The 13,404-nt window shown below is 68.6% G+C and carries 17 protein-coding genes; 14 read left to right on the top strand and 3 right to left on the bottom strand.

The window, feature by feature from the left end:
• The first annotated feature begins 23 nt into the window (after nt 1–23).
• On the top strand, nt 24–1,103 hold the full coding sequence (locus AC4PMY_RS15035) for a histidinol-phosphate transaminase (protein ID WP_071262297.1): 1,080 nt from the start codon (nt 24–26) through the stop codon (nt 1,101–1,103).
• A gap of 33 nt (nt 1,104–1,136) precedes the next feature.
• On the opposite strand, the gene sufU is transcribed toward AC4PMY_RS15035, so the two are convergent.
• Together sufU and AC4PMY_RS15025 are read right to left on the bottom strand one after the other, a co-directional pair.
• Entirely contained in the window at nt 1,137–1,574 is a 438-nt protein-coding gene (gene sufU, locus AC4PMY_RS15030) for a Fe-S cluster assembly sulfur transfer protein SufU (protein ID WP_064294429.1), read from the bottom strand.
• Nucleotides 1,571–2,878 (bottom strand): SufS family cysteine desulfurase, encoded by a 1,308-nt coding sequence (locus tag AC4PMY_RS15025; protein WP_491623103.1) that lies wholly within the window; start codon nt 2,876–2,878, stop codon nt 1,571–1,573. The genes sufU and AC4PMY_RS15025 overlap by 4 nt, the downstream gene beginning before the upstream one ends.
• A 110-nt stretch (nt 2,879–2,988) precedes the next feature.
• Here AC4PMY_RS15025 and hisB point away from each other — a divergent pair, with 110 nt between their 5' ends.
• The 4 genes from hisB to AC4PMY_RS15005 all read left to right on the top strand — a co-directional run bounded on the left by hisB (nt 2,989) and on the right by AC4PMY_RS15005 (nt 5,872).
• Entirely contained in the window at nt 2,989–3,597 is a 609-nt protein-coding gene (gene hisB / locus AC4PMY_RS15020) for an imidazoleglycerol-phosphate dehydratase HisB (protein WP_491623102.1), read from the top strand.
• The gene (hisH, locus tag AC4PMY_RS15015; protein WP_071262295.1) at nt 3,594–4,229 is read left to right on the top strand and encodes an imidazole glycerol phosphate synthase subunit HisH; all 636 of its coding nucleotides are present in this window, start codon (nt 3,594–3,596) and stop codon (nt 4,227–4,229) included. The genes hisB and hisH overlap by 4 nt, the downstream gene beginning before the upstream one ends.
• Nucleotides 4,230–4,314: 85 nt before the next feature.
• Nucleotides 4,315–5,061, top strand: a complete 747-nt coding sequence (gene priA, locus AC4PMY_RS15010) for a bifunctional 1-(5-phosphoribosyl)-5-((5-phosphoribosylamino)methylideneamino)imidazole-4-carboxamide isomerase/phosphoribosylanthranilate isomerase PriA (RefSeq protein WP_064294425.1) — start codon at nt 4,315–4,317, stop codon at nt 5,059–5,061.
• Nucleotides 5,045–5,872, top strand: coding sequence for an SseB family protein (locus AC4PMY_RS15005; protein WP_491623101.1), 828 nt, complete (start codon nt 5,045–5,047; stop codon nt 5,870–5,872). The genes priA and AC4PMY_RS15005 overlap by 17 nt, the downstream gene beginning before the upstream one ends.
• 27 nt (nt 5,873–5,899) lie before the next feature.
• Here AC4PMY_RS15005 and AC4PMY_RS15000 read toward each other — a convergent pair whose 3' ends face one another.
• Nucleotides 5,900–6,271, bottom strand: coding sequence for a DUF1844 domain-containing protein (locus tag AC4PMY_RS15000; protein WP_056012072.1), 372 nt, complete (start codon nt 6,269–6,271; stop codon nt 5,900–5,902).
• 230 nt (nt 6,272–6,501) lie between these two features.
• Here AC4PMY_RS15000 and infC point away from each other — a divergent pair, with 230 nt between their 5' ends.
• From infC to pheS, 9 genes are all read left to right on the top strand, one after another.
• Nucleotides 6,502–7,167 (top strand): translation initiation factor IF-3, encoded by a 666-nt coding sequence (gene infC, locus AC4PMY_RS14995; protein WP_194719021.1) that lies wholly within the window; start codon nt 6,502–6,504, stop codon nt 7,165–7,167.
• 15 nt (nt 7,168–7,182) lie between these two features.
• On the top strand, nt 7,183–7,377 hold the full coding sequence (gene rpmI, locus AC4PMY_RS14990; protein WP_056012069.1) for a 50S ribosomal protein L35: 195 nt from the start codon (nt 7,183–7,185) through the stop codon (nt 7,375–7,377).
• Between the two features lie 27 nt (nt 7,378–7,404).
• Nucleotides 7,405–7,791 carry a 50S ribosomal protein L20 gene (gene rplT / locus AC4PMY_RS14985; protein WP_064294422.1) on the top strand — a complete coding sequence of 129 codons (387 nt, stop codon included), beginning with the start codon at nt 7,405–7,407 and terminating at the stop codon, nt 7,789–7,791.
• Nucleotides 7,792–7,893: 102 nt separating this feature from the next.
• The gene (locus AC4PMY_RS14980; RefSeq protein WP_071262293.1) at nt 7,894–8,694 is read left to right on the top strand and encodes a TrmH family RNA methyltransferase; all 801 of its coding nucleotides are present in this window, start codon (nt 7,894–7,896) and stop codon (nt 8,692–8,694) included.
• A 221-nt stretch (nt 8,695–8,915) separates the two neighbouring features.
• The gene (locus AC4PMY_RS14975; RefSeq protein WP_064294513.1) at nt 8,916–9,635 is read left to right on the top strand and encodes an amino acid ABC transporter ATP-binding protein; all 720 of its coding nucleotides are present in this window, start codon (nt 8,916–8,918) and stop codon (nt 9,633–9,635) included.
• Between the two features lie 91 nt (nt 9,636–9,726).
• Nucleotides 9,727–10,623 carry a glutamate ABC transporter substrate-binding protein gene (locus tag AC4PMY_RS14970; protein ID WP_064294420.1) on the top strand — a complete coding sequence of 299 codons (897 nt, stop codon included), beginning with the start codon at nt 9,727–9,729 and terminating at the stop codon, nt 10,621–10,623.
• A 106-nt stretch (nt 10,624–10,729) separates the two neighbouring features.
• Nucleotides 10,730–11,377, top strand: coding sequence for an amino acid ABC transporter permease (locus tag AC4PMY_RS14965; RefSeq protein ID WP_056013357.1), 648 nt, complete (start codon nt 10,730–10,732; stop codon nt 11,375–11,377).
• Nucleotides 11,374–12,273 carry an amino acid ABC transporter permease gene (locus AC4PMY_RS14960; protein WP_071262378.1) on the top strand — a complete coding sequence of 300 codons (900 nt, stop codon included), beginning with the start codon at nt 11,374–11,376 and terminating at the stop codon, nt 12,271–12,273. Before AC4PMY_RS14965 ends, AC4PMY_RS14960 begins: the two co-directional genes overlap by 4 nt.
• Before the next feature lie 90 nt (nt 12,274–12,363).
• Nucleotides 12,364–13,404, top strand: coding sequence for a phenylalanine--tRNA ligase subunit alpha (gene pheS / locus AC4PMY_RS14955; RefSeq protein WP_064294511.1), 1,041 nt, complete (start codon nt 12,364–12,366; stop codon nt 13,402–13,404).

Raw genomic sequence — 13,404 nt, 5'->3', positions numbered from 1 at the left:
GTCGGAGTGGCTAGCATTGTGGGGTGACCGCTCTCGACGACCTCCCCATCCGCGACGACCTCCGAGGACAGCGCCCGTACGGCGCTCCCCAGGCCCTGGTGCCGGTGGCGCTCAACGTCAACGAGAACACGCACCCCATCCCTGAAGCGGTCGCGCACGACATCGTCGCCTCGCTCGCGTCGGCGGTCCTCACAGTGAACCGGTACCCCGATCGCGAGTTCACGGAACTCCGGGAGGCGCTGGCGGGATACCTGGGCCACGGGGTGACCCCGGAGCAGATCTGGGCGGGGAACGGCTCGAACGAAGTGCTGCAGCACATCCTGCAGGCCTTCGGCGGTCCCGGGCGATCGCTCCTCGGGTTCACGCCGACGTACTCGATGTATCCGCTCCTGGCCGCCGGCGTCGGCACCAGGTGGATCCCCGCGACGCGTGACGCCGAGTTCGAGCTCTCGCCCGAGACCGCCGCGCGTCAGGTGGCCGAGGCGGATCCCGACCTCGTGTTCCTCTGCTCGCCGAACAACCCCACCGGGACACCGTTGTCGCTCGAGACCGTCACCGCGGTGTACGAGGCGTCGCGGGGCATGGTGATCGTCGACGAAGCGTACGCGGAGTTCGCACCCGACGACGAGGCGAGCGCGCTCACCCTGCTGGAGGGGCGTCCGCGCCTGATCGTCTCCAGGACGATGAGCAAGGCCTTCGCCTTCGCCGGGGTCCGCCTCGGGTACCTCGCCGCCGACCCCGCGGTCGTCGACGCGCTGAGACTCGTCCGGCTCCCGTATCACCTGAGCGCCCTGACGCAGGCGGCCGCGACCGCCGCACTGCGGCACGCCGACGAGATGCTGGCGATGGTCGACGACATCCGGACCCAGCGCGATCGTCTCGTCGTCGAGCTCGCGCGTCTCGGCTACGACCCGAAGCGGAGCGGATCCAACTTCGTCCTGTTCGGCGGCGTCGCCGATCCGCACGCGGCGTTCGAGGCGCTCTTCGCGCGGGGGATCCTCATCCGCGACGTTGGCATCCCGAACCACCTCCGGGTCACCGCGGGCACCGAAGCGGAGACGACCGCGTTCCTCGAAGCCCTGGCGGCGATCAGCCCCGCCTGACCACGCCATCGGCGGGCGGAGGTGGCGCGCCGCTCACGGCAGGCGGGAGATGGCCTCCTCGGCCGCGACCCACGGCAGCATGGCGCACTTGACACGCGCGATGTAGCGCGAGACGCCACTGAACGCCGCGGCGTCTCCGAACCGTTCCTCGTCGAACTCGAGCGTGCCCCGCGAACGGATCACCGTGCGGAACTCGTCGATCAGAGCCTCGAGCTCGGCCGGGGTGAGGCCTGCCGCGAGGTCGCTCAAGCAGGAACTCGACGCCTGCGAGATCGAGCAGCCGTGTCCCTCCCAGGCGATCGGTGCGAGACGACCGTCGGGCCCGGGATGGAGCTGCAGGGTGACCTCGTCGCCGCAGGTGGGGTTGAGCTGATGCGACTCGGCGGCGGGCGCCTCCCGCAACCCGAAGCCGTGGCGCTGGCGGGCGTGGTCGAGGATGAGCTCCTGGTAGAGGCTCTCCAAGCCGCTCACCGGGACACCCCGAAGAACGGACCGACGAGGGTGGCCGCCTCGAGGAAGGCGTCGATCTCGGCCTCCGTCGTGTAGAGGTAGCTGCTGGCGCGGGTGGACGCGGTGAGCCCCAATCGGCGGTGGAGTGGTTGTGCGCAATGGTGACCGACGCGGACCGCGATGCCGCGATCGTCGAAGAACTGACCGACGTCGTGAGCGTGCACACCGGCGAGGTCGAAGCTCGCCAGCCCGGCGCGAGGTGTCCCGGGCGGCGGGCCGATGAGCGTGACGCCGGGGGTGGCGGCGAGTCCGGCCGCGAGACGCTGTCCGTAGGCCGCCTCGGTGGCGTGGACACGGTCCATGCCGACCGCTTGCAGGAACCGCACGGCGCTCGCGAGGGCGATCGCCTGCGACACCGGCTGGGTCCCCGCCTCGAACCGCTGCGGCGCGGGAAGGAACTCCGCGCCCTCGAGTGTGACGGTCGTGATCATCGACCCGCCGGTGAGGAAGGGCGGAAGGGCGTCGAGCAGCTGACGGCGACCCCACAGTGCCCCGATGCCGTTGGGACCGAGCATCTTGTGACCGGAGAACACGAGGAAGTCGACGCCGAGGGACGCGACGTCGACGGGCAGGTGCGGCACGGACTGGCAGGCGTCGAGCACGGTCAGCGCGCCGACGCGCTCGGCGAGGGCGACGAGCTCGGAGACCGGCGCGATCGCCCCGGTGACGTTGGACACGTGCGCGAAGGCGATGATGCGCGTGCGTTCGCCGATGATGTCGTCCACGGCGTCCAAGCGCAGCACGCCGTGGTCGTCGACCGGGAGGTGACGAAGGGTCGCACCGGTGCGCGCGGCGAGTTGCTGCCAGGGGATGAGGTTCGCGTGGTGTTCGAGTTCCGTGACGACGATCTCGTCGCCTGGACCGAGTCGGAACCGCTCGGCGGCAGCACCACCGAGACCGGCGCTCGCGTTCCCGATGGCCCCGGCGATGAGGTTGAGGGCCGCGGTCGCGCCGGAGGTCCAGACGAGTTCACGCTCGTCGGCACCGATGAACGCGGCGACGGTCGCGCGAGCGTCCTCGAAGAGCTCCGTCGCCTCGGCGGCCAGGAGGTGGGCGCCACGGTGGACGGCGGCGTTCCGGTGCGTCGCGTAGTCGTGCTCCGCGTCGATGACCTCGATCGGGCGTTGCGAAGTGGCTCCGGAGTCCAGATAGACGAGCGGGTGTCCGTTCATCTCCCGGGCGAGGATCGGGAACCGTTCACGGAGAGCGGCGATCTCCGCCTGGTCCAGTGGGACGGCCGGGGCGATGCTGGGTGTGGAAGTCATGACCTCTCAACGATAGGCGTCGGCAGAGCCTGGTGCAGCCGGATGACGCGACGATCCACACCCGTCGACACACGGCGTGCAGCTTCGGTGCGCTCGATACACTGGATCCCATGACCACCCAGCAGCGCACGGCCCGGATCCAGCGCGCGACGAGCGAATCCAGCATCGAGCTGGAACTGGACCTCGACGGCACCGGCACGAGCAGCATCGAGACCACCGTCCCGTTCTACGACCACCTGCTCACGGCCTTCGCGAAGCACTCGCTGACCGACCTGACCGTCCGGGCGACGGGCGATGTCGACATCGACGTCCACCACACGGTCGAGGACGTCGGGATCGTCCTGGGCCAGGCGATCCGTCAGGCGCTCGGCGACAAGGCCGGCATCTCCCGGTACGGCGACGCACTGGTCCCGCTCGACGAGGCCCTCGTGCAGGCCGTCGTCGACATCTCCGGTCGTCCGTACCTCGTGCACGGCGGGGAACCGGCCGGATTCGAGTTCCACCTGATCGGTGGGCACTTCACGGGTTCGATGGTGCGTCACGTCTTCGAGGCGATCACCTTCAACGCGGGCCTCACCGTGCACGTGAACGTCCTCGGCGGACGCGATCCGCACCACATCGCCGAAGCGGAGTTCAAGGCGTTCGCGCGGGCCTTCCGGCAGGCGAAGGCGTTCGACCCGCTGGTCCAGGGCATCCCGTCGACGAAGGGCGCGTTGTGAGTGCACGCCCGTCGGTGGTCGTCCTCGACTACGGCTCCGGCAACGTGCACTCCGCCGTCAAGGCCCTCGAGCTCGCCGGCGCAGACGTCGTGCTGACGGGCGACCGTCAGGCGGCCCAGGCCGCCGACGGTCTCGTCGTGCCAGGGGTCGGTGCCTTCGACGCGGTGATCGGCGCACTCCGTTCCTCCCACGGCGACGAGGTCATCGACCGCCGTCTCGCGGGAGGGCGTCCGGTCCTCGGCATCTGCGTGGGGATGCAGGTCATGTTCGAGCGTGGCGTGGAGCGCGGGTCCGAGGCCGACGGTCTGGGGGAGTGGCCCGGTGCGGTCACGGAACTCGAAGCGCCCGTCCTGCCGCACATGGGCTGGAACACGGTGTCGCCGGACGCGGGGTCCGTGCTCTTCGACGGCCTCGCCGACGAGCGCTTCTACTTCGTCCACTCCTATGCCGCACAGCAGTGGACCCTCGAGGTCATGCCGCCGTTCCCCGAGCCGCGCCTCACCTGGGCGACGCACGGCGTGCCGTTCCTCGCAGCCGTCGAGAACGGTCCGCTGTCGGCGACGCAGTTCCACCCGGAGAAGTCCGGCGACGCCGGTATCCGCCTGCTGTCCAACTGGCTCGGCACCCTGTAGCCGACTAGGATCAGGTGCTTGTGCCGCGAGGCATGCTGTGCGCCGGGAACCGAGGGGCTCGCAGCTCCCGAAGAGACGGTGGATCATGAACGAGTTCAACACGACGGCCGGACTGACGCTGCTCCCCGCGATCGACATCGTGGACGGCAAGGCCGTCCGGTTGACGCGCGGCGAGGCCGGTTCGGAGACGAACTACGGTGAGCCCGTCGACGCAGCCCTGGACTGGGCCCGTCAGGGAGCGGAGTGGATTCACCTCGTCGACCTCGACGCCGCGTTCGGTCGTGGCGACAACCGGTCGATCATCCGCAAGGTCATCTCGAAGGCGCGCGGCGTCAACATCGAGCTGTCGGGCGGCATCCGCGACGACGCCTCCCTCGAGCAGGCGCTCGAGACGGGCGTCGCACGCGTGAACCTCGGGACCGCGGCGCTCGAGAACCCCGAGTGGGCCGCGAGCGTCATCGCCCAGTACGGCGAGGCGATCGCGGTCGGCCTCGACGTCCGTGGCACGACGCTCGCCGCTCGCGGCTGGACCCAGGACGCCGGCGACCTGTGGACGGTCCTCGACCGCCTCGAGGAGGCGGGCTGTGCACGCTACGTCGTGACGGACGTCACGAAGGACGGCACGATGCAGGGGCCGAACATCGACCTGCTCCGACAGGTGCTCGAGCGCACGGAGCGGCCGGTGGTGGCCTCCGGCGGCATCTCGAGCCTCGACGACCTGGTCGCGCTGCGCGAGTTGGTCCCCCTGGGGCTCGAGGGCGCCATCATCGGGAAGGCGCTCTACAACGGCGCGTTCACCCTGGCCGAGGCGCTGGATGTCTCGGGCCGCTGACGGATCCTCGGCGCCCGACCGGCACGGTCCCTCAGGCGGGCATGCCCACCCGGCAGCAGGTGGTGCCGACTCGGCCGGCCAGCCCTGGGCGGGTCGGAGCTTCCAGCCGAACGCGAGTTCCGGTGACGACGGCAGTGCGCCCGAGCGGCTGATCGAGTCCCTGCGACGCTTCCGGGCCGGCGAGGTCGGCGAGGCCGAGGTCGTCGACGCGTTCCGGGACTCCCGCCTGCTCATCCCGCTCGTGGCCCACCTCGGTGAGGCCGGCGAGAACGAGCAGGGTCAGCTGGTCGACAAGTCGCAGGAGCTCTCCATCGTGACCGTGACGGGTCCGGACGGCCGCACCGTGCTCCCGGTCTTCAGCTCGGTGCAGGCGATGTCCGCGTGGAACCGGACGGCGAGGCCGATCCCTGCCGACGGCGTCCGGGTCGCCCTGGCGGCCGCGAGCGAGCAGACGGACGTCGTGGTCCTCGATCCGACGTCGAGCACCGAGTTCGCCGTACGCCGCCCCGCGCTGTGGGCGATCGCGCAGTCGCAGCCGTGGACGCCCAGCTTCGCGGACGCGCTGGTGCGCGACGCGTTCGAGCGGTCGATCGAGCAGGAGCTCGCCGTCGTGAGTGTGCGCCTGCGAGCCGGAGACCCGGAGGCGAAGCTCGCCGGGTCCGAGCTCGTGGTCGAGCTCGGCCTGCTGCAGGGGCTGACCCAGCAGGAGCTCGACGCGGTGCTGGCGCGGCTCGCTCAGCGCTGGGCCGCGGACGAGGTCATCGCGACGCGCGTCGACTCGCTCGCGGTGTCGCTCCGCCCCGCCGACTGATCGGCCAGGGGGAGCGCCGCGCTGCGATCAGGTGACCGGGCCGGTCCACTTCTCGCCGGGACCCTTGCCGATGGGATCCTGGATGGTGGACGCCTCCCGGAAGGCGAGCTGCAGGGATCGCAGGCCGTCGCGCAGCGAGCGGGCGTGCATGTCGCTGATCTCCGGGGCTCCCGCGGTGATGAGCCCGGCGAGGGCGTTGATGAGCTTGCGGGCCTCGTCGAGGTCCGTCTGGGCGTCGGGGGCGTCCGCAAGGCCGCACTTGACCGCTGCAGCGCTCATGAGGTGCACGGCGGCGGTGGTGATGACCTCGACGGCGGGGACGTCGGCGATGTCCCGGGTGGCCTGATCGGCCCCTCCCGACTCGTCGTCGTGGTCGTACGGGCTGGTGGTGTTGTTCACGTGGATCCTCTGTTAGACTCGTGCGGTGCTCCGAGACATGTCTCGGTACGAAAGAGGAGATTCTCCCACCCGCGCTTGACCGCTTCACAAGGTTACCGGGTTGTCACGCTCCGCCTGTCGCTTCACCGCTTCGGGTAGCAGGGCGTGGTGCCTTCCGACAGGTGTTCTGAACACCGACGGAGGGTACGGGTGTGTGGTGAACCGATTTCGTCGCGTCGCAGGTATCGGACCTGGTCGCGTGGCATCCCACCCAGTCAGAGGAGCTCCGCATCAGCGATCCCCGTACCAATGACCGTATCCGCGTCCCGGAGGTCCGACTCGTCGGTCCCGGCGGAGAACAGGTCGGCGTCGTCAAAATCGAGGTCGCCCTTCGCCTCGCGCAGGAAGCGGATCTCGACCTCGTCGAGGTCGCACCCAACTCCAAGCCGCCCGTCGCGAAGATCATGGACTACGGCAAGTTCAAGTACGAGGCTGCGCAGAAGGCCAAAGAGGCCCGGCGCAACCAGGCGAACACGATCCTCAAAGAGGTCCGGTTCCGCCTCAAGATCGACCAGCACGACTACGAGACCAAGCGCAAGCGCGCCGAGGGCTTCCTCAAGGCCGGTGACAAGGTGAAAGCCATGATCCAGTTCCGCGGCCGCGAGCAGTCCCGCCCAGAGCAGGGCGTCCGCCTGCTCCAGAAGTTCGCCGAGGACGTGTCCGAGTGGGGCACCGTCGAGTCCACCCCCATGGTCGACGGTCGCAACATGGTGATGGTCGTCGGTCCGCTCAAGAACAAGTCCGAGGCGAAAGCCGAAGCCAACGCACAACGTGCGGCATCCAAGGCACGTCCGGCTGAAGCCGACGAAGCCGACGAGGCTGCTCCGGTGGAGTCATCCACCGACGAGAACCGATAAGAAACGAGGAATCCCATGCCGAAGCAGAAGACCCACTCCGGGGCCAAGAAGCGATTCAAGGTCACCGGCAGCGGCAAGCTGATGAAGCAGCAGGCCGGTATGCGACACAACCTGGAGAGCAAGTCCAGCCGTCGCACCCGTCGCCTGAACCAGGACCAGGTGCTGGCGCCCGCCGACGCCAAGGTCATGAAGAAGCTGCTCGGTCGCTAGACCGTTTACCCGTAAGGAACTAGGAACATGGCAAGAGTCAAAAGGGCGGTCAACGCTCACAAGAAGCGTCGCGTCATCCTCGAGCGCGCCGCCGGTTACCGCGGTCAGCGTTCGCGTCTGTACCGCAAGGCCAAGGAGCAGGTCACTCACTCCCTCGTCTACTCGTACCGCGACCGTCGTGCGCGCAAGGGTGACTTCCGTCGCCTCTGGATCCAGCGCATCAACGCGGCTTCGCGTGCCAACGGCATGACGTACAACCGCTTCATCCAGGGTCTCGGCCTCGCCGGGATCGAGGTCGACCGCCGTATCCTCGCGGACCTCGCGGTGCACGAGCCCGCCACCTTCGCGGCCCTCGTCGCGTCGGCCAAGGCCGCGCTGCCCGCCGACACCTCGGCGCCCAAGGTCTCCGCCTAGTCGGAAGCCCTGCGTCCGACCGGATGACGTGTTCGAACGGCCCGATCCCACCAGGGATCGGGCCGTTTCGTCTGTCCGGAGTGCGACCCATAGGATGGGTGCGTGCTTGACAATCCGCGGTCACCGCGCGTCCGTTCCGTCGCCAAACTCGCCAAGCGTCCGGCGAGACAGGAGACCGGCCTGTTCCTCCTCGAAGGACCACAGGCGGTGTCCGAGGCCCTGCAGTTCCGGCCCGACCTGATCCTCGAGCTGTACGCGACGCCGACGGCCCTCGAGCGCTACACCGACATCGGGGCCGCGGCCACCGATGCGGGACTCGAGGTCGAGTTCGTCACCGAGCAGGTGCTCGAGTCGATGGCCGACACCGTCACCCCGCAGGGGTTCATCGCGGTCGCGCAGCAGTTCCCGACCTCCATCAAGGACATCTTCGCCGGGGAGCCGCAGCTCGTCGTCATCCTGGAGGAGGTCCGTGATCCGGGCAACCTCGGGACGATCATCCGAGCCGCCGACGCCGCCGGAGCGGACGCCGTCGTCCTGAGCGGACGGACCGTGGACCTCTACAACCCGAAGGTCGTGCGCTCCACGACCGGCTCGCTCTTCCACCTGCCCGTCGCGGTCGGTGTCGAGCTGCCCGCCGTGCTGGAACGGGCCCGTGCGGCGGGACTGCAGACGCTCGCTGCCGACATCAAGGGCGAGGACCTCCTCGTGGCCCGGTCGGAAGGCGTGCTCGCGCGGCCGACGGCATGGGTGTTCGGCAACGAGGCCAGGGGACTCACCGACGAGCACCTGGAGCTCGTCGACCGTGCGGTTACGGTACCGATCTACGGCCGTGCCGAGAGCATGAACTTGGCCACCGCGGCGTCGGTGTGCGTCTTCGAGAGCGCGTTCGCGCAGCACGCCTGAGCGTCTGAGGCGACGGCCGTCGAGGTTACGAAACGGTAACCGTAGCGCTTCCGTCATGCGCACGAAACACAGGGTCACCTAGTTTGGGTTACATGGAGCCAACAGTGTCCCCGAACTCCGGCCCGACGGAACCCGATGCAGCAGCCTCGCATGGTGCCGCCGGCGCATACGAGACCACGAGCAACCCGATCCAGGCAGGGCGCGGCGAGCCCCTCGTCGTCATGGAGAACGTCGAGAAGCACTACGGCGAGTTCCACGCCCTGAAGGACATCAACCTCACCGTCAACAAGGGCGAGGTCGTCGTCGTGATCGGACCGTCCGGGTCCGGCAAGTCGACCCTCTGCCGGACGATCAACCGGCTCGAGACGATCAGCTCAGGGGAGATCCGGATCGACGGCAAGAAGCTGCCGGAGGAGGGCAAGCAGCTCGCCGAGCTGCGCGCCGACGTCGGCATGGTGTTCCAGTCGTTCAACCTGTTCGCGCACAAGACGATCCGCGAGAACGTCACCCTCGGCCCGATCAAGGTGCGCAAGCAGAAGAAGCGCGACGCCGACGATGCGGCGAAGGTGCTGCTCGAGCGCGTCGGCATCGGCGTGCAGGCCGACAAGCTGCCGGCACAGTTGTCCGGCGGGCAGCAGCAGCGCGTGGCGATCGCCCGCGCCCTCGCGATGAAGCCGAAGGTCATGCTGTTCGACGAACCGACCTCGGCCCTCGACCCCGAGATGATCAACGAGGTCCTCGACGTCATGGTGCAGCTCGCCGGTGAGGGCATGACCATGATCGTCGTCACCCACGAGATGGGCTTCGCCAGGAAGGCCGCCGATCGTGTCGTCTTCATGGCCGATGGCGAGATCCTCGAGGACACCGACCCCGAGTCGTTCTTCACGAACCCGCAGTCCGAGCGGGCGAAGGACTTCCTGTCGAAGCTCCTCACCCACTGACCCATCCGACTCCGGATCGCGCGACCCGCGCGGCGACCCGGAACTGACCAACCGATCGGCCCGTCCCGGGCACCAAGGAAGGAAGGAAAACATGCGCAAGAGGCTCATGTTCATCACCGCGGGAGTCGCTGCAGCAGCGCTCGCGCTCAGCGGGTGCAGCGGCGGCGACGCCGGCACCGGATCGACCGACGGCGCGTCCGACGGCGGCGCACTCTTCGAGGTCGCCACCGACGTCCAGCTCGAGGGCAGCCCCACGTACGACGCGATGGTGAAGGCCGACAAGGTACGTATCGGTGTCAAGGAGGACCAGCCCGGTCTCGGTTACCTCGACGCCGCCACCGGCGAGCGTTCCGGCTTCGACGTCGAGATGGCCACCTGGATCGCCGCGTCGCTCGGCTTCGACGCCGACAAGATCGAGTTCAAGGCGATCCCGAGCGCCAACCGCGAGTCGGCCATCGTGAACGGAGACATCGACTACTACGTCGGCACCTACTCGATCACCGACAAGCGCAAGGAGCAGATCGACTTCGCCGGACCGTACTTCGAGACCGGCCAGGGCCTGCTCGTCGCCGCGGACAACGACGACATCAAGGGCGAGGACGACCTCGCCGGCAAGACCGTGTGTTCGGCGACGGGCTCCACGCCCATCCAGAACATCAAGGACAACTTCCCCGACACCAAGACGGAGGAGTTCGACACCTACTCGCAGTGTGTCGAGGCCCTGAACGACGGCAAGGTCGACGCGGTCACGACCGACCAGGCGATCCTGATCGGGTATGCAGCACAGTTCCCCGACGAGCTCAAGGTCGTGGGCGAGCCGTTCAGCACCGAGCTGTACGGCATCGGTCTGCCGAAGGGTGACGACGCCCTCCGCCACTTCATCAACACGATGTTCACCGATGGCGGCGACACCTGGACCAAGATCTACGACGCCACCCTCGGCGCCTCCGGCACCAAGGTGACCCAGCCGGCGGTCGACGACTACTAAGCAGCGCCCCGGGCGGCCGCCGACCAGCGGCCGTCCGGGGGAGCTGTCCGGTCGACTCCGCCCAGGCGCCCGCCACGGGCGTCCCCTCCCGAAAGGCGTGCGCGACATGAACGTCCTGCTCGACAACCTCGACCTCTTCGTCACGGGCTTCCGCAACACCCTGCTGCTCTTCGTGGTGTCGGGGTTCTTCGCGCTCGTCCTCGGCACCATCGTCGGTGCCATGCGGGTCTCGCCGGTCCCGGCGATGCGCCTCTTCGGCACCGTGTACGTCAACACGGTGCGCAACACCCCGCTGACCCTCATCCTCTTCTTCTTCGCGTTCGGCTACCCGAAGCTCGGGCTCCCCGAAGTGAGCTACACGACGCTCGCGATCATCGGGCTGAGCCTCTACACCGCGACCTACGTCGCGGAGGTCCTGCGGTCCGGCGTCAACACGGTGCCGATCGGGCAGGCCGAGGCCGCACGCGCGATCGGGCTGCCGTTCGGACAGACCATGACGCTCGTCATCCTGCCGCAGGCGTTCCGTGCCGTCCTGCCACCGCTGTTCAGCGTGCTGATCGCCCTGCTCAAGAACACGACGGTCGCCGCCGGCTTCTCCGTCGCCGAAGCGGGCGCGATCCGCGCGAACCTGTCCGAGCGCGGCGAGCCGCTCCTCATCGGACTGCTGTGGGTGGCCCTCATCTTCGTGGCCCTCGTGTCGCTCCTGTCCCTCGCCCAACGGGCCTTCGAGAAGAAGTGGAGGATCGCGCGATGAGCTCCGTCCTGTTCGACACCCCCGGCCCGAAGGCCATCGTCCGCTATCGCTGGATCGGTGCGGCGACGGTGCTCGTCGTCGCCGGCATCCTCGCCTTCGTCGTCTTCCGCTTCATCGAGACCGGACAGTTCACCGCCTCGAAGTGGAAGCTCTTCACCTTCCCGCGCGTCTGGGAGCAGATCCTCCAGGCGACGGGCGCGACCCTGTCCGCGTTCGCGGTCGCCGCCGTCTGCAGCGTCGTCCTCGGGCTGGTGCTGGCGATCGGCCGACTGTCCGACCACAAGGTCATCAACGTCCCCTTCACGATCTTCATCGAGTTCTTCCGGGCGGTCCCGGTCCTCATCCTGATGATGCTCATGTACTACGGGCTGCCGCCCCTCGGCTTCACCTTCGTGACGCCGTTCGTCGCCGTCGCCATCGCGCTGACGCTGTACAACGGCGCGGTGTTCTCCGAGATCTTCCGAGCGGGCATCGAGTCGCTGCCGAAGGGACAGGGCGAGGCCGCCTACGCCATCGGCCTGCGCAAGTCCGCGGTCCTGCGCCTCATCCTGTTCCCGCAGGCGATCCGTGCGATGCTGCCGGTGATCATCGCCCAGCTCGTCGTCGCGCTCAAGGACACCGCGCTCGGCTTCCTGATCACCTACCAGGAGCTCCTCTACCTCGCGAAGCAGTTCGGGTCGCAGGCGCTCTACGGCAGCCCGATCATCCCCTCGATCATCGTGATGGGTTCGATCTACATCGTGCTCTGCCTGATCCTGTCGGGCGTGGCGAAGATCGTCGAGGTGCGCACCCGACGGTCGCCGCGGACGCCGAAGGAACAGGCCGTGACCGAGGACACGACGACGAAGATCCTCGGCATCCAGGCGGGGAACCAGTCGTCCGGCGCGAGCATCTGACGTCGTCCCGACGGCGACCGGTCGACCGGTCGCCGTCGGGACGAGGACGGTCGCCCATGCGGGCCGACCGCCTGGGTAGACTTGGCTCTCGTGTCCGACGCATCCCCAATCTCCGAACCAGCGGTGAACGCCGCGGTCGACGCCGCTCTCGAAGCGATCGCCGCAGCCACCGACTCGGCCGCCCTGAAAGCGGTCCGATCAGCCCACGCCGGCGAAGCGTCACCGCTCGCCGCCCTCAACGGATCGCTCCGCAGCGTGCCGAACGACCAGAAGGCCGCGCTCGGCAAGCTGGTCGGTCAGGCTCGCGGGCGCGTCTCGAAGGCGTTGAGCGAGCGCGAGGGCGAGATCGTCGCCGCCGAGACGGAGGCACGCCTCGCCGCCGAGGCGATCGACGTCACCGCCGTTCCGCTGCGTCGCGTGCCCGGTGCCCGGCACCCGCTCACGCTCCTCCAGGACCGCGTGTCCGACATCTTCGTCGGCATGGGGTGGGAGATCGCCGAGGGCCCCGAGGTCGAGAGCGAGTGGTTCAACTTCGACGCCCTGAACTTCGACGCCGACCACCCGGCCCGTGCGATGCAGGACACCTTCTTCGTGGAGCCGCTGGAGTCGCACCTCGTCCTGCGGACGCACACCTCGCCGGTCCAGGTGCGCTCGCTGCTCGAGCGCGAGCTCCCCGTGTACGTGCTCGCCCCCGGGCGCGTGTACCGCACCGACGAGCTCGACGCGACCCACACGCCCGTCTTCATGCAGTTCGAGGGTCTCGCCGTCGACAAGGGCCTGACGATGGCGCACCTGCGCGGAACGCTCGACCACTTCGTGAAGAGCGTCTTCGGCGACGACGCGAAGGTCCGCCTGCGTCCCAGCTACTTCCCCTTCACCGAGCCGAGCGCCGAGCTCGACTTCTGGCACCCGACCTTCAAGGACGGACCGCGTTGGATCGAGTGGGGTGGGTGCGGCATGATCAACCCGAACGTGCTCCGGTCGGCCGGTATCGACCCCGAGGTCTACTCGGGCTTCGCCTTCGGGATGGGTGTCGAGCGCGGTCTGATGCTGCGCGACGGCGTGCAGGACATGCGAGAGATGGTGGAGGGCGACGTCCGCTTCTCCCAGCAGTTCGGGATGGTGGTGTAG

Source organism: Plantibacter sp. MDV22-iso1 (genome assembly GCF_058408345.1).
The sequence above is the reverse complement of the archived record's forward strand: the minus strand, read 5'-3'. Positions and strand labels throughout refer to the sequence as shown.